Below are 24113 nucleotides of genomic sequence, written 5' to 3'. Positions count from 1 at the left end.
AAGAAGTTAAAAGATTACTCTTCTAACTTCTTAGCCATCCCAAATTTGTGCTTTTACAATATGATTAAAATGTTTAAAAAACGGACTTCCATATAAGATAGGACCATAAAAGAAATTATACATAGCAACACTTGGTATAAGCTGTACTTGCGATTGTGGAGCAAAAGGTTGCTCATAAACTTGTATATACATAGGATGCACAAATACTTTTGTATATGCATGACTACTATATGGTGAGTGAAATATAAGAGAAGGTTCATGTATTCTTTCTGCAAAAACATTCATTGCAAATTCCCCTTTAGATACAAATATTATAGTATATGTAACATTGGGGTCTTTGGGAATGTACTATTTCTCTAACCAATTTATAACATGCTGCGTAAATTCATCTAAACAGTCAACAAACGGCGAATGCCCACAATCCTCTAATATGACTAGCTCAGCATCCGGGAGATGTTTTGCTAATTCTTCTCCTACCACTTGCGGTATAACGTAATCACGATCTCCTTGTACGACAAGAGTTGGAACTTGCAGACGGTGGATATATCCATTTCCAGGAACGACTCCATTATGTTCATCTGAAATATTAAATGTAATTAAAGCATAGTTTACATCAACAAAATTACGCTGCGTTAACATATCATCTAAATATTTTTCATAGCGCTCTGGATCTGGTTTGTTATGTGTATAAATGAGTAAGTCCCAAACCGTTCGATAATAGAGCTTGTTCATATTTTTAATGGCATCTAGTACAGGAGTAATTTGAACAGGATCTTGTGCAATTTCTTCTTTTGTTTTTAATAACGTGGATACGATAGGCTGACCATTAATATCCTTTTTAAAGATCGGATATCCTTTCATTCCGACTGATTCTACCAAAATTAGTTTCTCTACAAGCTCCGTATGGCAAGCCGTAAACTCCATTGCGACGCCACCACCCATTGACCAGCCCATCAGGGAAAACTTCTTCAATTGTAGCTCGTCTATAAATAACTTTACATCATCTGCAAAATCTTGCAATGAATCTATTGGCTTATTGTATGTTGATTTCCCAAAGCCTCTTAAATCAATGGCATAAATATGATATTCATCTTGTAATTTCTCAATGACTAAATCCCAATGCTGTGAAGATGTCATATTCCCGTGAATGAGTATAAGTATTTCTTTATTTCGCCTTCCAACTTCTTGGTATGCGATTGTTTCTCCATTTGATAACGAAACAAATTCCATTGTTGCAGGCTTAATCATCACACATTCCCCCATCCAACTATAATAGAAAGAAAATTGTAAACTTATTTTCAGAATACCATATAGAATGTATGTTCTCAATACGAAAACGATACAAAATTTTTACATAAAACAACATATCTATTGCTAGACAATTATGGTAAAGAGGTATATAGTTAGCTAGGTAACTAATTTGAAAGGATTAAATACATGGACGAAAAACAACATTTTTTTCACATTGTCAGTCAAACTTCTCGAAAGTTTACTAAGAAATTTAATGAACGTGTGTCACCAACAGGTTTATTTAGTGCACAATGGGCTGTTATTTTCCGAATCAATCAAACGGGGCCTTGTACACAAACTGAGCTATGTCAATACTTAAACGTTGAATCTCCAACGATGACTCGTACATTAACACGTATGGAAACGATGGGATGGATCATTCGAACTGAGGGGAAAGATCGCCGTGAAAAGCTCATTTCCTTATCAGAAACAGCATTAGAAATGATTCCAGTATGGCAAGAAGAAGTTGATACTTTTGAAGAAAAAACGTTGCAGGATATTAATGAAGAAGACTTGCAGCGAGCATTTCAAGTACTAGAAGCTATTATTAAAAATTTAGATGATTAATTGGAGGGATGACGATGCAAAGTGAGAGACTTTGGACGAAGGACTTCCTTGGAACTTGTTTTAGTAGTCTGTTTCTCTTTTTAACGTTTTACATGCTTATGACCACCCTGCCCGTCTATGTAATAGACGGATTGAAAGGAAAACCAGAAGAAATTGGTTTAGTCGCAACAGTATTCCTTATTTCTTCTGTCCTATGCCGCCCATTTACCGGAAAGTGGCTTGACGATTTAGGGAGAAAGAAAATATTATTTATTTCACTTTCGTTATTTTTAGCTGCTACCGTCATGTATTTCGGTGCACAAAGTTTATTTTTATTACTTGCCCTGCGCTTCCTTCACGGGATTGGGTTTGGAATGGCGACTACAGCAACAGGTACAATTGTAACAGATGTCGCACCACCGCATCGCCGCGGTGAAGCACTTGCCTATTTTGGTGTATTTATGAGTCTGCCGATGGTAATCGGTCCTTTTTTAGGTTTAACGATTATTTCGCACTTTTCATTTACTATTCTATTTATCGTTTGTTCTGTATTTTCATTACTAGCATTTCTATTAGGTTTACTTGTAAATATTCCACATGAAAAGCCAGTAAGTAAACAAAAACGTGAACGAATGAAATGGAAAGATTTAATTGAACCTTCTTCAGTTCCAATTGCTCTAACAGGATTTGTTTTAGCATTTTCTTATAGTGGCATTTTATCTTTTATTCCTATTTATGCAAAAGAAATTGGTTTAGGAGAAGTTGCAAGCTACTTCTTTATTGTGTACGCACTCGTTGTTGTACTTTCTCGTCCATTCACAGGGAAAATATTTGATCGTTTCGGTGAAAATATACTTGTTTATCCTTCGATTATTATTTTTACAATTGGAATGTTCATCTTAAGCCAAGCACAAACGTCATTTTGGTTCCTTGGTGCAGGTGTATTAATTGGTTTAGGCTACGGAACATTAATTCCAAGTTTCCAAACCATTGCTATTTCCGCGGCTCCAAACCATCGACGCGGCTCAGCAACAGCCACTTATTTCTCATTCTTTGATAGCGGTATTGGTTTCGGTTCTTTCATATTAGGTATAGTAGCTGCAAAATCAAGTTATCATAATATGTATTTCATTGCTGCCATTATCGTTGCATTCACATTACTTATTTATTATGGTCTACATGGCAGAAAACAAAAGTTCAAAAAGCAACATACAGACAGAAAATTATCAGCTTAATGTTAATAAGGAAAGTAAACTCCTCTGTTTACTTTCCTTATTTTGTATTTCTAAGAAAACGAGCGTATACTAACTGTAGAAATAACAAGGAGGTACATAGATGAACTTTAAAAAATCTCCCCTTTTATTGCTCATACTTACACTACTATTTATCGTAACTGGGCTTGGATTTGCATTTTTTAAACAAAACAAAGTCTCTCCTTCTAAAGAGAACGTGACAAAAGAAAACTGGTTGCAAGATCCCTACTTACGTTGGTCATACACAAATATGAAAGAACTAGCGTTAACAAATGAAGTAAAAAACAATCCTATGCAAGTATTAGCATTCCCTACTGCATTACAAAACTTAGATGATTTTTCTGTTGAAAAGGAAAATGGGGGCAATATTCCTTTAAAAAAACTATTAGATGAGAATAAAACAGATGCATTTGTCGTTGTACATAACGGAAAACTTGTTTACGAGCATTATTTCAATGGATATAAACAAAATGAGCCGCATGGAATGGCCTCTTTAGCAAAAGTATTTACTGGTGCACTTGTACAATCATTAACCGAAGAAGGACTCATCGATGTACATAAGACCGCTGAAACATACGTCAAAGAATTACGAAATACACCTTTCGGGAAAGCAACGATTCAGCAATTAATGGACATGCAGGTTTCTGCTGAATACCCGACACATGGGTATATACAGCAAGGATTAGAAAATCAAGATGCACAGTTATATTTAGCTAGCAATATTCTTCCTCGTGGTAAAAACTATGATGGTCCTATGAAAATTTATGATATGTTACGAGAAGCAAAAGAAACAGCATCACCTGAAACTGCATTTTCATATAATAACGGCTCATCTGAAACACTCGGCTGGATTATACGGACAGTGACCGGTAAATCATTAGCCGAAAATGTAAGTGAACGAATTTGGTCCAAAATAGGTATGGAAGAAAATGCGTATTATGTTACGGATGAAACAGGAGTTGAACAAGCAAGCGCCGGTTTAAACGCCACTGCAAGAGATATGGCCAGATTTGGGCAATTAATTTTACATAACGGTCGCTATCATGACGTGCAAGTTCTCCCTTCCTCTATTTCGGAAAGTGTAAAGAGCGTACAAGAAGGCGAATTAGCAATCGGACAAGGTGCACCTATTTCTTATCATAATCAATGGTGGATTCCTCATAACGAACAGGGCGCTTTTGAAGTGTTAGGAAGTTACGGACAATGCCTCTATATCGATCCAAAAGCAAATATGGTGATTGTTCATTTTTCATCAAATGCTAGTCCGAGCAGTGATGTCCATTCTACTTACTCCAATATGTATATACAAATTGCAAAACACTTAGAAAAGCTTTCACAGGAGTGAGAGCTTTTCTGCTTTCTTTTAATTTAAGTTTGAAACATACAAAAAGCTAGTTTTATACTAGCTTTTTTACATAATAACTATTATTGTGATTGTTCATTTTCAATACATATAATCACATTTTCCCATTCCCTAGTAGTGAAATTCAAACTCCCGTACCCAAATAATTCTGTACATACATTTTCTATACTCGAAGGATTTGCTCGTAAAAGATCCCATCGTAATGCTTTGGGTAAGTCATACATCTTATACTCCTTGCTTTCTTTAATAACCCCATCAACTTCCCGTTCACAAATTCCCCTTACTAAATAATCAACTCTTAGTTCTTGATACACTTTTTGAAACATCTCGCTATGGTGTTTCAATTGAAGCAAACAAGCAATATATGTACGGAACAATTCATCAGTACGATTACAGCATCTCATTATGTTTTCTATTTCACTCATAATTTTTTAGCCTTTTCTTGCATTTCTAGCAGCCACTTTTCCCGTTTTATCGCTTTACTTGTTTTTACAGATTGAAAGACTGAACGTTTTATTTGGCGTATACCACAAAATCGTAAAATCCCCTTTTTCATAATCACCCAATCAGCAGAGCGATATAAGAGTGCCACGTACCATAACGGCGAATCTAAAGTATTAATAACCCATGCTTTTTTTCCTATGAGTAATCCTTTTGGTAACGCCCCTTCATATTTATAAGCAAATCCTGTAACAAAAACGCGATCAATAAACCCTTTCAAAATAGCTGGCATTCCCCACCACCATATTGGATAAATAAAAATAAAAAAATCTGCCTCTTTGATCAATCTTCTGTATTTTTCTGTCTCTTCTTCATATACTAAATCACGTCTTCTCATATCTTCATTAAAAATAAGTACTGGGTTAAATTGTTCCTTATATAGGTCAAGCAATGTAACAAAATGATTCGTTTCTTGAAGTCCTTTTTGCACATGTTCTAAAATGGATGCATTGAAACTAGATGGATTGGGATGTGCATATATGATTAGTACATTCATCTCCAAACAACACCTTTCCTTAAATTCCCTTTTGACTCCGCCTGGTTTGCATGATATTCTAATACATGTCAAGTAGCAAGCCTACATGACACAACAACTGACACCTACTCGGCGAAGGTGTCTCTTTTCGTTTTTAGCCGAATGAAATGCCTCTTTCAGGGCATATTCAACTTTTGACACTACACACTCAACACCATTCCCTTGTATCAGGCTGCTTCTGCAGTCTTTTACTCTACATACTCCTTTTAATTTTCAGATAAATTATAGCATGAAAAAAGAGAGCCTAGCTCCCTTTTCGCGCCTTATAATATACCCCTTTTTCAGCATAGAGGTATTCTTCATCAGCTAAAGTAATTTTCCCATCCAGTTTCAATTCGTCTAATAACCTTGATAAATAAAATTGGTGTAACATTTTTTTCGTGAATTTTCCTTCATGATGCGAAACGATATGTTCTTGAATATCTAATAGTGATATTGGTTTATCTTGCTCCATCATATATTCATATACTGCATTACGCAGCTTTACGTATTTTTCAAGTGTCACAGTACAATTGCAACCCCTTTCTTCTTATTCTGTTGTTTTTAGAATCGGTTTTTTTGCAACAAAAAAACCTCTTCGATAAGAAGAAGTTACGTATATATCTTCGTCTTATCTCCCAGAACAAATATGTTCTGCTGGAATTAGCACCTGCATCGCGGTTGCTGGGTTTCATCGGGCCAGTCCCTCCACCTCTCTGGATAAGAAAATATTCACTTTATAGCCTACTATAGCCATTTTCATTTCAATTGTCAAATCATATAAAGTGAAACTTTAATCAATTGAACCATTACTATCTGTAATAGCAGGGATAAAACATTTAAAACAAGTTATATTTTCTTTTCTAACGCTCATACTAGAAGTGTATGCAATAGAGTGGAACTTTAATCAGTGGGGGTTTTCTACATCCCCCACTGATTATTAGCCCGACCAATCGAGCTTTTACGGGCAGTTTAACTCCCACCTAACTTCTTTTCTTTCACCGAATTTTGAGGTAGGAGTATTACTGCCCACAAATAGCGGGATAAAGGAGGAATATATAATGAGCAAAAACGCACGTGGATATGTTCAAGATTCTTATCATTCTTTACATGAAGCAAAACAATCTTTAGAAAACGCATTACAAACAGTCGAAAAAAGTGATAATCGAGAACGTATAGAACAATCCTTACAGGCTGTGGAGCACGCCTTACAAAAATGTGATCATGCGGTTCATATTTTGGAACAAGAATAAATACATCCCATCTATTTACTAGATGGGATGTAACTCAAATGGCATACTAAAACAGTATTGCCGTGACAATTAAAAAATATACAGAATTAACGATTTCTAAAACCCCTACTTTTAAAATAGATATTTTCTTACCATATAATATAATTGCTCGAACTAGACTAGGTATAAAAACTAGAGAAAGCCATGGGTTTACTACAAACAATGCAACAGTTAAGAAAATGTGATATCCCCATGATACATAGCGATATGTCGGGTTATTCTTTTCACGTATCATTGTTTTCACATAAAATGTACTACCTAAAAAGTATAAAAAAGAAGTTGCTGCAATCCAACATGCTGTTTCATCAATTGTTTTCATTGAAAAATAATAACTAATCAAACCGCCCGTGCAGAAAACAAGTATTGCACAAATATCATTTACTAAAGCTCGTTCCCTTTTTTGACGAGCAAAATATATATTCACAAAAAAGAGCGGAATCATAACAGCTGCGAGGAAAAGAATTCTCCACTCGTATAGTAAAGATAGTATACCGAAGACACATGCAATAATAAAATAAATAATTGCTGAATGTAAAAATTCTTTCTTTCGCGGTTGCTTCATGTACATTAAAAATGGATATGTTGCTAAATAGATAAATAACCAAGCGATAAAGAGTGGAATATGATAGAAAGTAGCTTTACCAAGTATTACACTAAGTATAAATGGAATCAGCAGCATCCCCCATGCACCGTGCTGCTTTGGAACAACTAGCTTCATGAATAAGGCATCTCCTCTTTGAATTTTTTCTCATTTACTATTATATAAAAAATCTCATATAAAAATCGAAGCATATTAAATCGATTTCTTGACATTTTTCACAATATAATATGTATGAAAAAATGCTTCTCACCAGTGGTAAGAAGCATGAAAGAGGCAAACGAATATGTAAGTCGCGACCCTACTTTATATTCTTATGCTTTATGATATGTACTTATGCTTTGTTTACTTGAGATAATAGCTCTTTATCATCATCTAAAATTCCATATTTCTTTTTAAACCTTGTAATAATTCTAATCCACGATGAGCTAAACAAAACAAGAAAAATTACATTTGAGAGTGCATGAGCTAGATCAAAGTAAAAACTTGCAGCGTAGTATGCAATAAAGTCTTTCCATGTTAATCCTTCTAAAAAGCCAAGTATCCCCCACAAGTTCATAATCCAGCCAAAAACAAAGCCGGCTATGAACCCATAGATGACTCTCCCCCATAACTTTCTCATTATAAATGTATTTCGAAGTAAACCAGCTATAAAGCCTATCATTCCCCAAGAAAACATTTGCCACGGTGTCCAAGGCCCCTGTCCTAAAAATATATTAGATACAAGTGCTGCCGTTGCCCCAATCATAAAGCCTGTTTCACTTCCAAAAACAATTGCAGATACAATAATAACAAAAGATGTTGGTTGTACACTCGGCATAATGGAAAACGGTACACGACTAACTGCTGCTATTGCTGCTAAAACAGCTACAATGACTATTTCACGTGAAACAAATGCTTTCCTCTCAAATCGTATATAAAAAGGTAACATGATAATGGATAATAAAAATAAACTACACCAAATATAATATTTATCTGTTACAAAAGAAGTAAAGAGAAGCGTACTTATTACAATAATGAAACTAAGCATTATGAGAGCAAAATATCGCTTGGACACGATTTGTACACATCCTCCCACGTTAATGCATAAGGTAATTGCTTGCGAATAAAACGATTAATAGATGTTGTATAAAAGAAATTATCACTAAAGAATTTCTTTGGTGTATCATCCATAATTACGTTCCCATCAAATAACATCATACAATGATCAACATATTTAGCTGCAAATTCAATGTCATGTGTTGCCATCACAATTGTTGTTCCTTCTTTTTGTAACTCTTGAAACAGCACACCTAATTTTTCTTTTTTTTCTGGATCAAGCCCTTTTGTAGGTTCGTCTAGTAATAATAAATTTGGCTTCGATAATAAAGCCGTACATAGTGCGATTAACTGTTGTTCTCCCCCACTACAATCATGTGGATGACGATCTCGAATAGAATGAAGCCAAAATCTTTTCAACATATCTTCTGCGATTTCTTTCCCTATATCACCATATAATTCAGTTGCTCTTTCAAAAACTTCATCCCACACCGTCTCATATGTAAAATGATAATATGGATGTTGCGATACAAAACCTATTCTTTTAAATCGTTCCTTTGAATCAATTTTATGAATCTCCGTTCCGTTCCACCGTACTTTTCCTCTTCTAGTTTTGTTTAATCCTGCCAAGATGGTTAAAAGTGTTGATTTTCCAGTACCATTTTTCCCAACAAGCGCAGTCCACTTCCCTTGTTCAATTGATAAGGTTAAGTCCCGTAAAATAAAAGGGCTATTTTTTTCATATTGAAAGGATATATGTTTTACTTGTAAAATCACTTCTTTTTTTTCTGTTTGCGATATAACTGGCACTTCATGTTCGATAGGTAACTCGGAATGAATTTGTGTTTGTGCTCCCTTTACCGTAAAGGGTATTTGCTCTACATTCCATTCTAAAAACAATCTTGGAATTTGAGGAATAAACGGTCGGAATTCTTCTACTGTCCACATTTTAGATATAACCTGTTGCGGAATTCCATCATAAATAATTTCCCCAGCATTCATAAACACAACTCGAGTTGCTAGTGGCATTACTTCGTCTAAACGATGTTCACTCATGATAATTGTAATCCCGAGTTCTTCGTTAATTCGTTTCAATAACCCTAAAAAATCTTTTGCTGCAATTGGATCAAGCTGTGCTGTCGGTTCATCAAACAGTAACAATTTAGGTTGCAAAACAAGAACTGCCGCTAAATTAACAAGTTGTTTTTGTCCTCCCGATAACGTGTGAACAGACTGGTGTAACAAATCTTGAAAACCTAAAAAACTAATTAATTCAGCGATTCTCTTTTGAATTATACTTGTCTCTAAACCAACATTTTCAAGAGAAAATGCCAATTCTTGAATTACCGTATCCATAACAAGTTGATTTTCTGGATTTTGAAACACCATTCCCACTTCTTGTGCTGACAATAAGTCTGGCATCTCCAGTAAAGAAGTTCCATTATAATACATACTACCTGTGCGCCTTCCAATTGGGAGTAACTCTTTCTTAAAATGTTTCAAAAGTGTTGTCTTACCACATCCTGAACCACCAGCGAGCACAATAAATTCACCTTGAGAAACCGCTAAGGAAACGCCTGTTAATGCTTGTACTTTTTCATCAGCATACGTAAATGCTAAATTTTTTATTTCTGCATGCGCCACCATAACCATTCCCTCCCTTCCATTATGATTGGTAAACTAATAAACAGTATAAATAACACGAATAATAGTCCATCATATTGCTGAAATACAAGTGATTCCACCCTTGGATAGATTAATAGTTTACCAGCACCACAATAATTAAACACAAAACAGCTTAGTAATAAAATCACTAAACAGGCAAGTATATACCAATCTTGCCTTTCCATTCGATATCGAATGTACGTACTACGCTTCGTCACTCCAAATCCACGCGCTTGCATAGAATCTGCCGTTTGTAATGCATCTTCTAGAGAACAAACAAGCAACACCTGCAAGAGTTTCATTCCATTTTTGATTCTCCCTATGAATGAGCCTGAATCTAATTGAACACCTTTTGTTTTTTGAACAAGTGTAATTTGTCTTAAACGCCGGATAAATAAAGGAACAAAACGCACTGTTATCATTGTCAATAGCGCCACTTTCGGTGAAATCCGTGAAAATAAATACAAAAATTTATGACTTGAAATCATGTCATTGTAGGAAGTAAATGTGAACATAATAGCAAGTAATAATAATCCCATTATTAACCCATACATGCACGCTTCTAATGTAATTCGATTATCCCCTAAACGAAACAATGTCGTCGCTCCCCTATGCGTTAGCAAAGGATTTAACACAATCACCATTACAAAGAAAACAAATGTGCTTGGTAACATTGTTCTTATTTTCTCGCCATTTCCTTGCATGATGTTTAACAGTACAATCATAATAATCGCACCCATTAAAAAAAGAGGGTGAAGACACATCGTACATAGTATCATCACCCCAATATAATAGAAAAAATTCACAAAAGGATGTAAAGAAGAAAAAATGATTTTCATAACCTTTACCTAAAGCCCTTTCCTAATTTAACACATATACCCATTCGATTTTATCTCCTGGTTTTACTTTATATGCACCTGCACTTCGGTTTGGAAAAGTACCATTGACACGGTATTTCCATCCACTTTTCGGTCCTTTGTCAAATTCATATAAGTCATTGATTCCTTTTATATATTTACTATTTCCAGATCCAGTTGAATCAATCTCCAATCCCGTATTCTTTAGTACATCAAAAACTGTAGTTCCTTCTTGCATATCTACTTTTTTCGCACCTAATAAATACCCCTGATCTCCATGTACCGAAATGGTAACTTGCTTTTCCTCTGGTTTTGGTGGTGGTACCGGATCTGGTTTTCCCTCTCCTTCTGATGGTACAGGACTTGGTATAACCGTTCCAGAAACAGAATCTCCTCCTTGAGTTGTTTCTTTAGCCTTGGGATCTTTCTGCTGTTCCTGCTTCGGTGTTTCTTTCGGCTGATTTACTACTTTAGCCTCTTCTTTTGCTTCTGGCGCTTTCGCTGGCTCAGGTTGTTCTTGCTGCGCTTTTGTTTGTCCTTGTTGTTTTTGCTGAGCAACTGGTTCTTGCTCTTTTTTCTCTTCGTTCTTTATTTCAGGTTGTTCTTGCGATTTTTGTTCCTGATTGTCCTTTTGTAGCTCTTCTTGTTGCTTTTTCTCTACTGATTCTTGCTGTTCTTCCGGTTTACTTTCTTCCTTTTTCTCTTCTTGTTTCAGTTTCTCTTTTTGTTCCGTTTTTGAAATTGCTTTTTGTTCAGATTTCGATTCATTTTGGCTACATCCAACAAGCAATCCAAATGAAAGGACAACTGAGAATAACCATTTCATCATATTCATGTTTTTCTCACCTTTCCTAATAAAATTAGGAGCAAATCATTGCTCCTAATTTTTGTTAAGCTGCTTTTCGTCTCCATAAAACATATGCTGAAGCGATACATAATACGCCCATTCCTACTGGCATAGCAGTATCCCAAGCAGATGCTCCTGTTTTTGGTAACTGACGATTTTTCGCAGTTTTTTCATTATTTACTGTGTTATCTTTCGTAACAACACGAGAGTTCTCATCGTTTGTTTGTTTCTCTTGTTTTTGAATGACTTCTTGCTTTTCAATCACATTGCTCTCATCCACTACAGGTTCCTTCGGCTCATCAACTAAGTTTATATCATCTTCAGTTGATGAATTTGTCCAATCATATATAGAACCTTTACCATTTACAAATGCCTTATATTGAACAAGTGCTAAAAGTGCTTGTTCAGTAGCCATACTACTACCCTCTTCGTCGCTTGGCAACCATTTAAATTCACCATTTGCAAGTTGGTATGATATTAAATTTTGAACTGCGTTTACATTATTTTTAGTAAATGCTTCACTAGTTGGATCAATCCCTGTAATAGTAAGTCCAATAATCGCTTGTGCAACACTATTAGAATTTTCTTGGCCATCAGCTTCGAATCCGCCAGTGTTCAATTGTTTATTTGATAAATATTTTACTGCTTTTTTTACAGCTTGCTTTACCTCTGGTTGTTTCTGATATGGCGCTAATGCCGATAAAACCATACCCGTTACATCAATATTACTAGCTTCATTCTTACTACTTTCAACATTGTATGTCCAACCACCGTCTGTATGCTGTCCATTTAAAATCTCTTTTACTAAAGCCGCACGATTCCACTTTGCTCCAGCCGGTACTTCATATTTTTTTGTATCAAGTGCAAGTAAAGCAAATGTATAACCAGTAACAGAATTTAGTTTTTCAGATTGATATAGTTTTTGAACTAAATTCTTTCCTGCAACATTTGTTGGATTTCCATTTACCGCTGATACCGCTAAAACAGTCCTTGCTATATCTGTAGCGCTAAATCGTTCCACACGTTTTTCCACTTTTTGTGTTAAAGATTGTAAATAACTAATCTTTGTTTCTACTGGAATATTATTTCCTGAACGAGCAAGTGCAATTGCTACCCAATCACTATCGATTCCATCTTCCATCATTTTTTTTGATGTTTTAGCAATCGCTTGATCTAATTGCTTCATTAGTAATTCATTTTTGATTGGCTCTTTCAACTCATTAGGCTTTTGTTCTTGTGGCTTCTGAGCTTCAGGTTTTTGTCCATCCGGCTTTTGTTCTTCTGGTTTTTGTCCATCTGGCTTTTGTTCTTCTGGTTTTTTCTCCTCAGGCTTTTGTCCATCCGGCTTTTGTTCTTCTGGTTTTTGTCCCTCTGGTTTTTGTTCTTCTGGTTTTGCTGTACCTGAATCTTTTTTACAAGTTCCATTCTTATCGAGTACTTGTTGCAACTTTTCTATGCTCATATTGTCCCAATTTACAACAAAACGAAATGCAACAACATCTCCAGATTCTAATTTATAACTATCTGCCCCTACCATGGCAGCTTGATCATTTACATCATATGCCCATCCGCTTGTAGCACTTATATCACCAGCCATTAAACCGTCAATACCTTTAACATACATACCATACTTCGTATTCTCAGCTGTTACTTTAGTCCCCATAACTTTTTGTAACAAACTATAGGCTGTTTCTCCATCTTCAATTGACACTTCTTTCGGACATAAAATAACTCCTTTTTGCGATTCCCCAATGATCGCAAGTGTTGCTGTTTTCCCTTCAGCAAACGTAATATGTACAGTATTTGTAAATGAAACAAATACTAATGCCACTGCCATTATCAACGTAAGCAGCCATTTTTTTATCATTGCCATCCTTGGTTATTCCTCCCTTTGCTTACATATACATAAAAAAAGGCCCTTCAAGGGCGTGCAATAGCACTCTACCGTGAGTGCTAAACCAAAATGCACAACACCTCCTCCTATCCGCATAGGTAGCGGTTGTATTTGTATAGGAAAGATCATGTAGCTGATGAATGTATCATTGTGATAACATTCACTTTTAGCGGCGAACCCATTTTTATTTCCACCAATTTCCTTTTAAAGTTATCGTATAAACGACATACCTATACATTCATCAAATTATAAATTTCTGTATTATTTTACTATTGACACGAGATTTTGTCTATGTTTTCTCTGATTTATTTTCTAAGAATAATAGCCGGTTACATTAAATTATAAAGCTTCTATTATATAGATACTACAGGTTACTATGAATCGGTTGTTCACATACTATAATACCATCTTCATCAGCATACACATACTGATTAGGAATCCACTCAATTTCTCCAAATTGCAAAGGAATTTCTGTTTCTCCTTTTCCTTCTTTTCTACTTCTCTTCGGCATTGTACCTAATGCTAAAATACCAATATTTATGTTTCGCAGTTCCTTAGAATCACGAACACATCCATATACAATAATCCCTGCTATATTTCGTTCCTTTGCAATGTTTGCCAAGTTATCTCCAAGTAACGCACAGTTCGTAGAAGAACCTCCATCAACTACTAACACAGTCCCCTCTGGTAAAGTTTGCAGTGCTTCCTTTACTAATACATTATCATCTTTCACTTTAACCGTTGCAATTCTCCCATGAAATTGTTCTTTCTTTCCATATGATTGAAAAATAGGCTTACATACTTGTACGTCCCCTTCAAAAGCATCACAAAGATCTGTCGTTCTCCACATCTTTCTCCCTCTCTTCTTTTTCAATATATGTTACATATTCTTGTCGTTTTATTTTTCACCTGTCTTATATTGCAAAATTTTGTATACTATAGCTTCTTTCCCATCTGCATAATATTTCAAATTCCGTACATACTGTATAAAGGCTGGTGAATAGCTTTGATACAATTTTGTAGTACCTACAATCTTTTCTCCCTTTCCCTGGGGCTGAGCAGTTAGCTTTTGCTAGCTGCTCTTTTGTTTTTATAATGAAGCTTTTGTTAAAAAGCTAGTTAACCTCTTTTTACTTTTTAATCATCAACACTGAAATTAGATAACTATTATGTAGTCATGAGTGAATATGACAACCTTTCCTTTTGACCACTCCCACGGCTAAAGCACGTGGGCTTTCCCGCTCACAAATTCTGTAAAAGGATAAGGGTGTGACAATATTGAATAGAAAAAATGATCCAATTGTTATTCATATAATAAAAGGCTCAACTATAAAAAAGTTTTTAATCTTAGATTTAATTACTGGAACAGGCATTTATTATGTAGTCAAATTTATTTCTTCAAGTGTATTAATTGCACTTATTGGCAGCATTATGGGAACTGAAGGTATTAAAAAGATACCGAAATTCCAAAATAATACGAATTAAATTTCAGTACCTAGCCCCACTATCTTCACTCCATTAAGAAGAGCAAGCCTTCTCAATAAAGTGAAACTTTAATCAGTGGGGGTTTTCTTCATCCCCCACTGATTATTAGTTGAACCAATCGGGCTTTTACGGACAGTTGATCCCCCACCTATCTTCCTCGTTTCTCACTGAATCTTGAGGTGGGGGTCTTACTGCCCGTTAATGCGGGATAAAATAATAAAAAGAGCCAAATGGCTCTTTTTATTACATTCCAGTACATGGATCTATTATATCTCCAACTCAATCATCGGAATTAATAATATACTACTCAACTACAATATCGTGTAGTTCAAAGCGAATTATTTTTTTAAATTCATCTAGTCCTAGTTCAACTTGATACCCTATCTTCCCGGCACTAAAGATTATTGTATCCAACTCCATAGCACTATTATCAATGACCGTAGGGAAATATTTTTTCATTCCAATCGGTGAACAGCCACCATGAATATAGCCAGTAAGCGAGAGTAAATCTTTAGATTTCAGCATGCTTATTGATTTTTCACGAACGCTAGAAGCTGCTTTTTTCAAATCTAATTCTTTATTTACAGGTACAACAAAAACATAGTGCTGCCCTGATTTCCCCATGGTGACTAGTGTTTTAAATACTTGATTAGGAGATTGTCCTAATACCAAAGCAACATCTATTCCACTAATCGCATCAGTATCCACATAGCTATAATGTTTATAATTGATTTTTTTCTTATCTAATAACCGCATTACATTCGTTTTGTATTCCATTGTGCTAAAATCCTCCTGCAACAAATTTATATGTACTATTTAATATATGAATTGAGATAAAGACATTGGAAATATAATTTCAAATACATAAATATTGTAGCTTACTTTGCTATTTTTTAACAAGTAATGACAAGCATATTCTATGACTCAAACTGTTTATATACAGTAGGATTAATTCATCCATTAATCTTGTTTTTATTTTCAAAAAACATTGATATTTCAAAAATCATTTGTTATACTTTTGAAAAAACTTAAGGAGAGATTGAATATGTTTAATTCTAATACTTCTTTCCAACTTCATCATCATACATAATGCCGTGTATCCGAAGAATTTTTTCTTCGTGGGTACAGGGCTTTTCCTGTTACCCACGAAGCATTCATAAAGCTATGTGGGTATTTTTATACCTGCATAGCTTTTTTTAATTTAAAAAAGGAGTGATTCAAATGGATGTAAGAAATGTAAAAGGAACAAAAGATTATTTACCCGCAGAACAGTTGTTACGAAATAAAATTAAACGTGCTTGTGAAGAGACTTTTGAACGATATGGTTGTAAACCGCTTGAAACACCTACATTAAATATGTATGAACTTATGGCTTATAAATATGGAGGCGGTGCTGAAATTTTAAAAGAAATGTACACACTACGTGATCAAGGAAATCGTGAAATCGCTCTTCGGTATGATTTAACGATTCCATTTGCAAAAGTAGTAGCAATGAATCCGGATATCAGGCTGCCTTTTAAACGCTATGAAATTGGAAAGGTCTTTCGTGATGGACCAATAAAACAAGGAAGGTTTCGTGAATTTATTCAATGCGACGTTGATATAGTCGGCGTAGAATCTGTTATTGCTGAAGCTGAATTAATGGCCATGGCATTTGATCTTTTCAAAACTTTAAACTTAGATGTTACAATTCAATATAATAATCGGAAGTTATTAACAGGTATTCTTAAATCAGTTGAAATTCAAGATGAACAAACAAACGATGTTATTTTATCATTAGATAAACTTGAAAAAATCGGAATTGACGGTGTACGGAAGGATTTACAAAGCCGCGGAATAGTACATGACACTATAGAGGTTGTTTGTCATACAGTTGAATCTTGTATGACATTAGAACTTAATGAGTTTAAACAAATTTTCTCAAATTCACTTGTTACGGAAGGAATCAATGAACTACAGCAATTACAACAATACCTTCTTGCACTTGGTATCCAAGACAATACTGTTTTCAATCCATTCTTAGCAAGAGGACTTACAATGTATACAGGCACAGTTTATGAAATTTTTTTAACAGATGGAAGCATTACTTCAAGTATTGGTAGTGGCGGACGTTATGATAATATAATTGGAGCCTTTCGTAACGACAATACATCCTATCCAACAGTAGGGATTTCCTTTGGCTTGGATGTTATTTATACAGCTCTTACGCAAAAAGAAACGGAATCTACTTGTGCTGATATTTTCATTATTCCTATTAACACCGAAGTGGAATGTTTACGAATTACACAACTTTTGCGTTCTAAAAGTACCTTCAAAGTTGAGCTGGAACTTGCTGGACGTAAATTAAAACGGTCCCTTAATTACGCAAATAAAGAGAATATCCCTTACGTGCTTATTATCGGTGATACTGAAATCTCTACAGAAACCATTGTTTTACGTAATATGAAGGAAGGTACCGAAATGAAGCTCCCCCTATCTTGCATTGAAGAGGGAACTTTAAAGGACTATTTTAAAAAAAGTAGCCTCCTAAAAGGTTAAGCCGTTCTCTTTTGAAGTATCCGCAGTAGATAAAAAACAGAGCAATTCGCACATGAATTCGCTCTGCTTTTTTATTGTTATATCAATGTTTTTTGTGTTATTAGAGGGTTTAATCACATGTATAAATGCCATACTGTTTAGCAGCTGCCAAAAAAATTGTTATTCACCTCAGAGCATTCTTCATTTATTAGGATTTGTTATTATGCTCCACATTTATGACAACATTTCCCTTCTTGTGTCCCTGCTCGACATATCTATGAGCTTCCACAATCTCTTCAAACGAATAGTACCTGTCAATAACCGCTTTTATCCTCCCCGTCTCAACAAGTTCTTTAAGGAAGTCTAATGCTTCGGAAGTTTCAGGTGCATTTTGACCTAATATTAGTTTCTTACTACTTGTCAATTTAGTCCATAGCATTCGAACACTTGGCAACGGTTCAACGACATTTATATAGGTACCGTCCTTCTTTAACAATTTGATACAATCTGAAAATGTGCTTTTGTTTACCGCTTCAAAGATAACATCATAAGTCTCGTCTGTAGTAGAAAAATCTTTTGCAGTGTAATCAATCACCTGGTCGGCTCCCAGAGATTTTACCAATTCTACATTTGTGTTACTGCACACCCCTGTAACTCTTGCTCCGAAATACTTAGAAATCTGTACCGCATAACTTCCTACACTTCCAGAAGCTCCATAGACAAGAACACTTTGACCGCTCTGAACGTTAGCTTTTCTAAGAAAAAACAAGGCTGTACGTGCCCCAATTGGAATGGCAGCGGCTTCCTCATAGGTTATATTAGAAGGTTTAATAGATACTGCTCCATCTTCAGGCAAACAAATATACTCGGCATAAGAACCAAAACCCACTTGGGTAGCCGCAAAAACCTGGTCTCCTTCCTTAAACCGCTTGACATCTTTCCCTACTGACTCAACTTCTCCAGCTAACTCCATTCCTAATATTTTTCTTTTAGGTTGGCTAAAACCAAGTGTGATTCGAGCTGGTAACCAAACAGAAGGAGGAACCGTAAAACTCCGTGATCGAATATCTCCTGCTGTTACGGTTGTTGCTTTTATTTTGACCAGTATTTCATTTTGCTTAGGAACAGGTTTCTCTACCTCTTTCAGTTGAAGAACGTCGGGGGGACCGTAATTTGTGTACACAATTACTTTCATTAATCTTCCTCCATTTTGTTCTATTTATTAATATCATACGGATAATATGAATAAATAGAACAATGGTTCACTCTTCAATAATTGTTCTAAACTATCCTGTCCTATTAATTAAAAAATGTATTTAAATCATACTTATTTTTATATATACTTTTTCCAATTCGGGTATCTCAAAAGAGGACGGCTTACTAAAAGGTTGGCCACTTTTTTCTAAATAATCTTTTAGCTATAATTCCAAATAAAGTTTACATAACAATTTTATGGTATTCTTATTTTATCAATCGAAATAGCAAGTTCGTCCTTCACTTGTTAAAAATTGAAACCATCTCTGCCTAAACTTCATTTGCGCTGCATCTGCGTATACATGTGCCTCCATTTTTAAAGCTTCCGGAATTGGTCTTGAGTGCTGACTTTCTACTACCACTTGATCTTCTTGAAGAACTTTCAAACTATACCGGCTAAAATATGTAGGAACGGAATTTTTTTCGCAAAATTTCTACCTGCTAATCCAAAAATTATTGTTTCTTCTTCATCATATGTACGTTTTATAGTATGAAAATTCGAGCTTTAATAGACACAAATAAAAGAAGAAACCTATATTGTTTCTCCTTTTCTATAAAATATTCTATTTTATAACCAAATTATATTATGAGAGTTTGTTTAATAGTTGATTCAAATCTTGCTTTGTTTTCGTCGTTAATGATTTTATTCGTTTCACATCTATTTTTTCTTTTTCAGCTGCAACAATTAAAGGATACATGCTTTGTCCAATTGTTTTATAATCAGTTGGATGAGTCGCTTCTAACTCTTTTTCGATTACATCCCATTTTTCATTTATTTGCTTCCCTAGTTTGTTCACTGTATCTAACTTAGGGTTTGCAGCTAATTGTTTATCCAAACTGTCAATAAGTTGCGCAACTGCTTTCACATTCGTTTTCACAGCCACGCCTTTATTTGTATCTTTCGTTTCAGTTTTTCCATTAGTAGCTTGGTCTGTTGTTTTTGTACTTGTTTCTTTTTCTTTCGTTTTCTCATTTGTTGTTTTCGCACTACTCTCAGTTCCAGATGATTCTTTGGAATTCTTTTGATCTTTCTCTGTTTTTTCGTTAGTAGATGTGTTTGTTTCTTTCTCATCGTTTTTCATTGTAGATGTTTCATCAGCATTCGTTGTTTTCGCTTCTTCCTGCGCGTTCGTTTGTTCCTTTTTCACTTGATCTTTTTCTGTGGAGGTATTACAAGCTGTAATGGAGAGCATTGTACCAATTGCTAGTGATGCAATTGTTATTTTTTTCATTTTCATAAAAAGCCTCCTATATTTACATTTTTATCCTCCTCTTTACGATTCTATTTATCCATAAAAATTCCTTTTTGTTCTAGCCATCATCTCTCCGACAGAAATCTTCATATTTATACGACACTTAACTATGAATCTAATTTTAAAATCCGCGTTTTTTCTACTCTATATAACATGCTTTATACGATACTTTCTTCAATAAAAATCGGAGGATGTATTGACCTATAAAGAACCACGAAAAATAACCCATATATTCACAATTACATTTTTCACTATCAGAAGTCCCCATTTTCTGACAATACAATTATTTTACACAGAAAATAAATTCATAAAATATTTCTCACTTCGTATTATTTCTCAACATTTTTGTTTACATAATATAATTATAAATTATCAATAAAATCCACCATTCGAATGAATGATCTGTCCTGTTATCCATTTTGCTTCTTCACTTACTAAAAACGTTATTAAACGTGCTACATCCACCGACTCTCCTATTCTTCCAGCAGGAAATCTGGTTACTAAATATGCCTTCATTTCTTCTGTCATCCCCCCTGTATTGGTTGGTCCTGGATCAACAGCATTTACAGTAATCCCCTTCTTCATTGCAACTGGTGCTACTGAAGTAGTAAAAGCTTCAATCGCTCCTTTCGTTGCTATATAAGCAAGTTCATTCGGCATTGGTCCAAGCGATTGTCCAGAGGTAAGATTGACAATACTTCCACTCGTTTCAAACGTGTAATTTTTAATAAATAATGTACTTAATAGCATCGTAGCGCGCACATTGACCGTATAATGTTTATCTAACTGTTCTACATCTAACCCTTCAACATTTGTATCCGTAGAATACGCAGCATTGTTAATCAGAATAGACGGTTCTCCTAATCGTTCTGATACCATATATAATAAGCGGTTAGGTGCATAGGACTGAGCTAAATTTACCTCAGCCATTTCACAGCGAACACCAAAATTTTCAATCTCTCTTTTCAATAAAAATGGTTCCTGATCATTCATACTCCACGGCATTTCCTTATCATACCGAGGCCAGTACGTGAAAAAAATATCAATGCCATTTTGAGCAAGCGACTTGCAAATCGCTGCTCCAATTCCATTTAAACGTGTCGCTCCTGTAACAATTGCTATTTTCGTCACTTGTTTCTCCCCCTATTTTACAAAATAAAATATACCTTCTAGTAAATTAGAATCATGCGTAATATTCCTTACAAATAAATCCCCTGCATGAATACAGAGGATTTATCGTTTTTTATTTAATATTTGCTAGAATGCGCTCTGCTCCTAATTGTAAACTGCGTGTTACTATTACATTTATAATAGTAAATACGATTAATAGAATGCTAAACATGCCCCACATACCGATTCCAAAGAAGTAGTATAATCCAACAACCACGCCTACGATTACTAGATCCATCGCAATATTTGCAAGGAAATTCCACAGAGTTGTATACCTGCTTTTAAACAACTTCTGCTCTGAATCCCAATGTATATCCGCCGTTTGAGCGTCCCAACGTGTACCGATTAAATTCGTTAACCAAAGGCCATTTGCACTTAGTAAAAACCATAACAACATAAAGAGTGGTGAAACACCGGCAACAATTGTCATGATAAGACCAAACACAGCTAAAATTGTTATATTTATAAGCCATGCTGTAAAGACTTTTGCAAAAAATATATCTGCTGCCTTTACTGGTAAATAACGATTAACAAACCACGAGCTTCCATCCCTAGAAAAAGACGTTGTAGCAATGACATTACTTCCCATTAAGAATAGTCCTGCACAAAAACCTATGCCAAGAGCTAGACCAGACCATTCTGGCTCTTTTATAAATTTTGTTAACCACTTTAAGTTTCCCTCTTGTACGAAAAGAATAAAGAATAGCATAATTGGCATCACGAAAGTTTGCACAATACAATTTATAAAAAATTGTGGTGTTCGGAATAAAATTTTGAACTCTTTTTTTACATAAGCCTTTATATGTGAACTTTGTACAGTCGATTTTTTTAAGTTCTCTGCTGAGATAGCCTCTTTTTTTGCAGTACTCGTCGAAAGTCCGATAACTCCTTTTAAATATGTACGCTGTGCAACATAGAAGAACAACCCAAAAAACGCTAAGGAAATCGCTGCAAAAATCACAACGTATATAATTCCTTTCCAAGAGGCATTTTCTATTAATCCCATTGCACCAAAGTATGTTGTTGGAAAATAATTTGTCATTTGAACGAACAGAGACGATTGGTTATCAGCAAAGTAATTTGCAACCATATCCCCTGATACTGCACTTTTGTTTCTCCACTGAATAAATACATTAATACCTACGACGAATAACAGAGTTAATATTCCGATAAATATATTACTGCGATCTTTATTCTTGGCTATATTTGTATAACGCATAATAACTGTCATTAAGAGTGATGCGAGTACTAATGGAATAACAGGGAAAAATATGTAAATTAATAGTGCATATAAATAGTATGTAATAAATGCACCACTTTGCAAACCGTAAACAATAAAGAGTGGAAATAAAATAAAAGATCCCATTACATATTGTGTAATTAATACCGTAATGAATTTCGCCGTAATAATTTGTGATGGTTGTAGTGGTAAAGGTAATAGGGTTTCAACATCATTATTATAATAAAATACAGTTAAAATGTTCGTAATACTAATTACAAATACCCATATGCTCGCAACAGCTAATCCCATTCCGATTATCGATGTTTCCTGACCAATTGATTTCATTCCAACATACATTCCATATGTAAGTGGACCAATAAATATAAAGCCCGCAAATAGTAATGCTAAAAATGAAAATGCATACGCCCACCGTTTCTTTTTATCCGTTATGATATCTGCATAATTTAATTTCAATAATACTTTTGTTAATGTCCAAATTTTATTCATTTCCTGTCATCTCCAAGAACATTTTTTCAAGTGATTCATTGGATTTAAAATGATCTCGCATTTCATTTAAATTTCCTTGGAACTGCAAATTTCCCTTATTAATAATCGCTACGCGATCACATAACTTCTCGGCTACTTCTAGTACGTGTGTAGAGAAGAATACCGTTTTTCCTTTATCTGCATGCTCCCTCATCATCTGTTTTAAAATAAATGCTGATTTTGGATCAAGCCCTGTCATTGGCTCATCTAAAATCCATACATCTGGATCATGCAGAAGAACACCGATAATAATAATTTTCTGTCTCATTCCGTGTGAATAACTTTGAATTTGGTCAGACAATGCATTGTAAAGATCAAATCTCTCTGCTAAAAATTGAATTTTTTCCTGTCTAATTGCATTCGGCACCTCATACATATCAGCCATAAAATTCAAATATTCTATCCCTTTTAATCGCAGAAACATATCTGGACTATCCGGAACATAACCAAATGTTTTCTTTGCCTCCATAGGCTCTTTCATCACATCTTTTCCGTTGATCGAAATTGTTCCTTTATCTATTGCATGAATACCTGTTACCATCTTAATTGTTGTTGATTTCCCAGCACCATTCGGCCCTAAAAATCCAAAAATTTCTCCACTAGGTACTGTTAAACTTAAATCTTTCACAGCATAGGAAGAACCATTATAACTTTTTGACACATTCACAATTTCAATCATTTTATCCAATCCTTTCCTCATTTACCAATAAACTATATCTCTATTATAGCATACTTGTATTTTTAGATTTTTACATTTTTTCAGATTGAATAATCTTTCACAAAATCTTTTTATAATTTATTTATGCATTCAGAAAAAGGAATTCACTATTATTCCTATAGTAAGTATATATATTCCTTTTGATTTTCCGACATGTACATCACAGCCGCGAAAATAAAAAGGAATCCCCACTCGTTTTCTCCATTTGGTTTCACGTGGCATAGGGCTAAAAAAGGCATTGACCGCTTCTATCCAAAGACGGACGCTCTCTCCCACCTAAAAGGAAAGTT

At 34.8% G+C, this 24113-nt stretch carries 24 protein-coding genes, 1 pseudogene and 1 riboswitch; of the genes and pseudogenes, 6 read left to right on the top strand and 19 right to left on the bottom strand.

What is annotated here, in order from left to right; genetic code table 11:
• Nucleotides 1–30: 30 nt before the first annotated feature.
• Together C564_RS0118300 and phaZ are read right to left on the bottom strand one after the other, a co-directional pair.
• On the bottom strand, nucleotides 31–285 hold the full coding sequence (locus C564_RS0118300) for a hypothetical protein (protein WP_003202898.1): 255 nt from the start codon (nucleotides 283–285) through the stop codon (nucleotides 31–33).
• A 63-nt stretch (nucleotides 286–348) separates the two neighbouring features.
• Complete coding sequence (gene phaZ, locus C564_RS0118295; RefSeq protein ID WP_179877677.1) at nucleotides 349–1263, bottom strand: intracellular short-chain-length polyhydroxyalkanoate depolymerase; 915 nt, start codon at nucleotides 1261–1263, stop codon at nucleotides 349–351.
• 174 nt (nucleotides 1264–1437) lie between these two features.
• On the opposite strand from phaZ, the gene C564_RS0118290 reads away from it, so the two are divergent.
• The 3 genes from C564_RS0118290 (at nucleotide 1438) to C564_RS0118280 (ending at nucleotide 4434) form a co-directional block, all read left to right on the top strand.
• The gene (locus C564_RS0118290; RefSeq protein ID WP_003202902.1) at nucleotides 1438–1857 is read left to right on the top strand and encodes a MarR family winged helix-turn-helix transcriptional regulator; all 420 of its coding nucleotides are present in this window, start codon (nucleotides 1438–1440) and stop codon (nucleotides 1855–1857) included.
• A 14-nt stretch (nucleotides 1858–1871) separates the two neighbouring features.
• On the top strand, nucleotides 1872–3071 hold the full coding sequence (locus C564_RS0118285; RefSeq protein WP_018766314.1) for an MFS transporter: 1200 nt from the start codon (nucleotides 1872–1874) through the stop codon (nucleotides 3069–3071).
• A gap of 100 nt (nucleotides 3072–3171) precedes the next feature.
• Nucleotides 3172–4434 carry a serine hydrolase domain-containing protein gene (locus tag C564_RS0118280; RefSeq protein ID WP_018766313.1) on the top strand — a complete coding sequence of 421 codons (1263 nt, stop codon included), beginning with the start codon at nucleotides 3172–3174 and terminating at the stop codon, nucleotides 4432–4434.
• 80 nt (nucleotides 4435–4514) lie between these two features.
• On the opposite strand, the gene C564_RS0118275 is transcribed toward C564_RS0118280, so the two are convergent.
• From C564_RS0118275 to C564_RS0118265, 3 genes are all read right to left on the bottom strand, one after another.
• On the bottom strand, nucleotides 4515–4877 hold the full coding sequence (locus C564_RS0118275) for a hypothetical protein (protein WP_018766312.1): 363 nt from the start codon (nucleotides 4875–4877) through the stop codon (nucleotides 4515–4517).
• A complete protein-coding gene (locus C564_RS0118270) occupies nucleotides 4874–5449 on the bottom strand; it encodes an NAD(P)H-dependent oxidoreductase (RefSeq protein ID WP_018766311.1) in 576 nt (191 codons plus the stop codon). The genes C564_RS0118275 and C564_RS0118270 overlap by 4 nt, the downstream gene beginning before the upstream one ends.
• Nucleotides 5450–5732: 283 nt before the next feature.
• Complete coding sequence (locus tag C564_RS0118265) at nucleotides 5733–5993, bottom strand: hypothetical protein (RefSeq protein ID WP_003202914.1); 261 nt, start codon at nucleotides 5991–5993, stop codon at nucleotides 5733–5735.
• A 102-nt stretch (nucleotides 5994–6095) separates the two neighbouring features.
• Nucleotides 6096–6194: riboswitch (SAM riboswitch) on the bottom strand.
• A gap of 334 nt (nucleotides 6195–6528) precedes the next feature.
• Here C564_RS0118265 and C564_RS0118260 point away from each other — a divergent pair.
• Nucleotides 6529–6720 carry a hypothetical protein gene (locus C564_RS0118260; protein WP_006095316.1) on the top strand — a complete coding sequence of 64 codons (192 nt, stop codon included), beginning with the start codon at nucleotides 6529–6531 and terminating at the stop codon, nucleotides 6718–6720.
• A 46-nt stretch (nucleotides 6721–6766) separates the two neighbouring features.
• Here the strand turns inward: C564_RS0118260 and C564_RS0118255 are convergent, their stop codons facing one another.
• From C564_RS0118255 to rraA, 7 genes are all read right to left on the bottom strand, one after another.
• On the bottom strand, nucleotides 6767–7477 hold the full coding sequence (locus C564_RS0118255; protein ID WP_018766310.1) for a YwiC-like family protein: 711 nt from the start codon (nucleotides 7475–7477) through the stop codon (nucleotides 6767–6769).
• Nucleotides 7478–7691: 214 nt separating this feature from the next.
• On the bottom strand, nucleotides 7692–8414 hold the full coding sequence (locus tag C564_RS0118250; RefSeq protein WP_018766309.1) for an ECF transporter S component: 723 nt from the start codon (nucleotides 8412–8414) through the stop codon (nucleotides 7692–7694).
• A complete protein-coding gene (locus C564_RS0118245; protein WP_176524606.1) occupies nucleotides 8387–10048 on the bottom strand; it encodes an ABC transporter ATP-binding protein in 1662 nt (553 codons plus the stop codon). The genes C564_RS0118250 and C564_RS0118245 overlap by 28 nt, the downstream gene beginning before the upstream one ends.
• Complete coding sequence (locus C564_RS0118240; RefSeq protein WP_026008614.1) at nucleotides 10021–10899, bottom strand: energy-coupling factor transporter transmembrane component T; 879 nt, start codon at nucleotides 10897–10899, stop codon at nucleotides 10021–10023. Before C564_RS0118240 ends, C564_RS0118245 begins: the two co-directional genes overlap by 28 nt.
• A 22-nt stretch (nucleotides 10900–10921) precedes the next feature.
• Nucleotides 10922–11752 carry a DUF4430 domain-containing protein gene (locus C564_RS0118235; RefSeq protein ID WP_018766306.1) on the bottom strand — a complete coding sequence of 277 codons (831 nt, stop codon included), beginning with the start codon at nucleotides 11750–11752 and terminating at the stop codon, nucleotides 10922–10924.
• Between the two features lie 55 nt (nucleotides 11753–11807).
• Nucleotides 11808–13637: a DUF4430 domain-containing protein gene (locus C564_RS0118230; protein ID WP_018766305.1), complete on the bottom strand. Its 1830-nt coding sequence runs from the start codon at nucleotides 13635–13637 to the stop codon at nucleotides 11808–11810.
• Nucleotides 13638–14022: 385 nt separating this feature from the next.
• Nucleotides 14023–14508 carry a ribonuclease E activity regulator RraA gene (rraA, locus tag C564_RS0118225; RefSeq protein WP_018766304.1) on the bottom strand — a complete coding sequence of 162 codons (486 nt, stop codon included), beginning with the start codon at nucleotides 14506–14508 and terminating at the stop codon, nucleotides 14023–14025.
• A gap of 425 nt (nucleotides 14509–14933) precedes the next feature.
• Between rraA and C564_RS0118220 the strand changes: the two genes are divergently transcribed.
• Nucleotides 14934–15143: a hypothetical protein gene (locus tag C564_RS0118220; protein ID WP_033794507.1), complete on the top strand. Its 210-nt coding sequence runs from the start codon at nucleotides 14934–14936 to the stop codon at nucleotides 15141–15143.
• Between the two features lie 303 nt (nucleotides 15144–15446).
• Here C564_RS0118220 and ybaK read toward each other — a convergent pair whose 3' ends face one another.
• Nucleotides 15447–15920: a Cys-tRNA(Pro) deacylase gene (gene ybaK, locus C564_RS0118215; protein ID WP_018766302.1), complete on the bottom strand. Its 474-nt coding sequence runs from the start codon at nucleotides 15918–15920 to the stop codon at nucleotides 15447–15449.
• 444 nt (nucleotides 15921–16364) lie between these two features.
• Between ybaK and C564_RS0118210 the strand changes: the two genes are divergently transcribed.
• Nucleotides 16365–17681 (top strand): histidine--tRNA ligase, encoded by a 1317-nt coding sequence (locus C564_RS0118210; RefSeq protein WP_018766301.1) that lies wholly within the window; start codon nucleotides 16365–16367, stop codon nucleotides 17679–17681.
• Between the two features lie 187 nt (nucleotides 17682–17868).
• Here the strand turns inward: C564_RS0118210 and C564_RS0118205 are convergent, their stop codons facing one another.
• The 6 genes and pseudogenes from C564_RS0118205 to C564_RS0118180 all read right to left on the bottom strand — a co-directional run bounded on the left by C564_RS0118205 (nucleotide 17869) and on the right by C564_RS0118180 (nucleotide 23784).
• Nucleotides 17869–18855 (bottom strand): NAD(P)-dependent alcohol dehydrogenase, encoded by a 987-nt coding sequence (locus C564_RS0118205; RefSeq protein WP_018766300.1) that lies wholly within the window; start codon nucleotides 18853–18855, stop codon nucleotides 17869–17871.
• 274 nt (nucleotides 18856–19129) lie between these two features.
• Nucleotides 19130–19386, bottom strand: a pseudogene (locus C564_RS36830) (aromatic ring-hydroxylating oxygenase subunit alpha); the annotation flags it as partial.
• A 112-nt stretch (nucleotides 19387–19498) separates the two neighbouring features.
• Complete coding sequence (locus tag C564_RS0118195) at nucleotides 19499–20152, bottom strand: hypothetical protein (RefSeq protein WP_006095300.1); 654 nt, start codon at nucleotides 20150–20152, stop codon at nucleotides 19499–19501.
• A 387-nt stretch (nucleotides 20153–20539) separates the two neighbouring features.
• Nucleotides 20540–21298 (bottom strand): SDR family oxidoreductase, encoded by a 759-nt coding sequence (locus tag C564_RS0118190; protein ID WP_018766298.1) that lies wholly within the window; start codon nucleotides 21296–21298, stop codon nucleotides 20540–20542.
• Nucleotides 21299–21410: 112 nt separating this feature from the next.
• Nucleotides 21411–23066: a putative ABC transporter permease subunit gene (locus C564_RS0118185; RefSeq protein ID WP_018766297.1), complete on the bottom strand. Its 1656-nt coding sequence runs from the start codon at nucleotides 23064–23066 to the stop codon at nucleotides 21411–21413.
• On the bottom strand, nucleotides 23059–23784 hold the full coding sequence (locus tag C564_RS0118180; RefSeq protein WP_017151715.1) for an ABC transporter ATP-binding protein: 726 nt from the start codon (nucleotides 23782–23784) through the stop codon (nucleotides 23059–23061). The genes C564_RS0118185 and C564_RS0118180 overlap by 8 nt, the downstream gene beginning before the upstream one ends.
• Nucleotides 23785–24113 lie beyond the last annotated feature (329 nt).

The organism is Bacillus sp. 105MF (assembly GCF_000374885.1).
Lineage (GTDB): Bacteria > Bacillota > Bacilli > Bacillales > Bacillaceae_G > Bacillus_A > Bacillus_A pseudomycoides.
The sequence above is the reverse complement of the archived record's forward strand: the minus strand, read 5'-3'. Positions and strand labels throughout refer to the sequence as shown.

Coding starts and splice junctions, on each gene's coding strand:
- C564_RS0118300 (WP_003202898.1), bottom strand. CDS start 285: ATGAATGTTTTTGCAGAAAGAATACATGAACCTTCTCTTATATTTCAC.
- phaZ (WP_179877677.1), bottom strand. CDS start 1,263: ATGGGGGAATGTGTGATGATTAAGCCTGCAACAATGGAATTTGTTTCG.
- C564_RS0118290 (WP_003202902.1), top strand. CDS start 1,438: ATGGACGAAAAACAACATTTTTTTCACATTGTCAGTCAAACTTCTCGA.
- C564_RS0118285 (WP_018766314.1), top strand. CDS start 1,872: ATGCAAAGTGAGAGACTTTGGACGAAGGACTTCCTTGGAACTTGTTTT.
- C564_RS0118280 (WP_018766313.1), top strand. CDS start 3,172: ATGAACTTTAAAAAATCTCCCCTTTTATTGCTCATACTTACACTACTA.
- C564_RS0118275 (WP_018766312.1), bottom strand. CDS start 4,877: ATGAGTGAAATAGAAAACATAATGAGATGCTGTAATCGTACTGATGAA.
- C564_RS0118270 (WP_018766311.1), bottom strand. CDS start 5,449: ATGAATGTACTAATCATATATGCACATCCCAATCCATCTAGTTTCAAT.
- C564_RS0118260 (WP_006095316.1), top strand. CDS start 6,529: ATGAGCAAAAACGCACGTGGATATGTTCAAGATTCTTATCATTCTTTA.
- C564_RS0118255 (WP_018766310.1), bottom strand. CDS start 7,477: ATGAAGCTAGTTGTTCCAAAGCAGCACGGTGCATGGGGGATGCTGCTG.
- C564_RS0118245 (WP_176524606.1), bottom strand. CDS start 10,048: ATGGTTATGGTGGCGCATGCAGAAATAAAAAATTTAGCATTTACGTAT.
- C564_RS0118240 (WP_026008614.1), bottom strand. CDS start 10,899: ATGAAAATCATTTTTTCTTCTTTACATCCTTTTGTGAATTTTTTCTAT.
- C564_RS0118235 (WP_018766306.1), bottom strand. CDS start 11,752: ATGAATATGATGAAATGGTTATTCTCAGTTGTCCTTTCATTTGGATTG.
- C564_RS0118230 (WP_018766305.1), bottom strand. CDS start 13,637: ATGGCAATGATAAAAAAATGGCTGCTTACGTTGATAATGGCAGTGGCA.
- rraA (WP_018766304.1), bottom strand. CDS start 14,508: ATGTGGAGAACGACAGATCTTTGTGATGCTTTTGAAGGGGACGTACAA.
- ybaK (WP_018766302.1), bottom strand. CDS start 15,920: ATGGAATACAAAACGAATGTAATGCGGTTATTAGATAAGAAAAAAATC.
- C564_RS0118210 (WP_018766301.1), top strand. CDS start 16,365: ATGGATGTAAGAAATGTAAAAGGAACAAAAGATTATTTACCCGCAGAA.
- C564_RS0118205 (WP_018766300.1), bottom strand. CDS start 18,855: ATGAAAGTAATTGTGTACACAAATTACGGTCCCCCCGACGTTCTTCAA.
- C564_RS0118195 (WP_006095300.1), bottom strand. CDS start 20,152: ATGAAAATGAAAAAAATAACAATTGCATCACTAGCAATTGGTACAATG.
- C564_RS0118185 (WP_018766297.1), bottom strand. CDS start 23,066: ATGAATAAAATTTGGACATTAACAAAAGTATTATTGAAATTAAATTAT.
- C564_RS0118180 (WP_017151715.1), bottom strand. CDS start 23,784: ATGATTGAAATTGTGAATGTGTCAAAAAGTTATAATGGTTCTTCCTAT.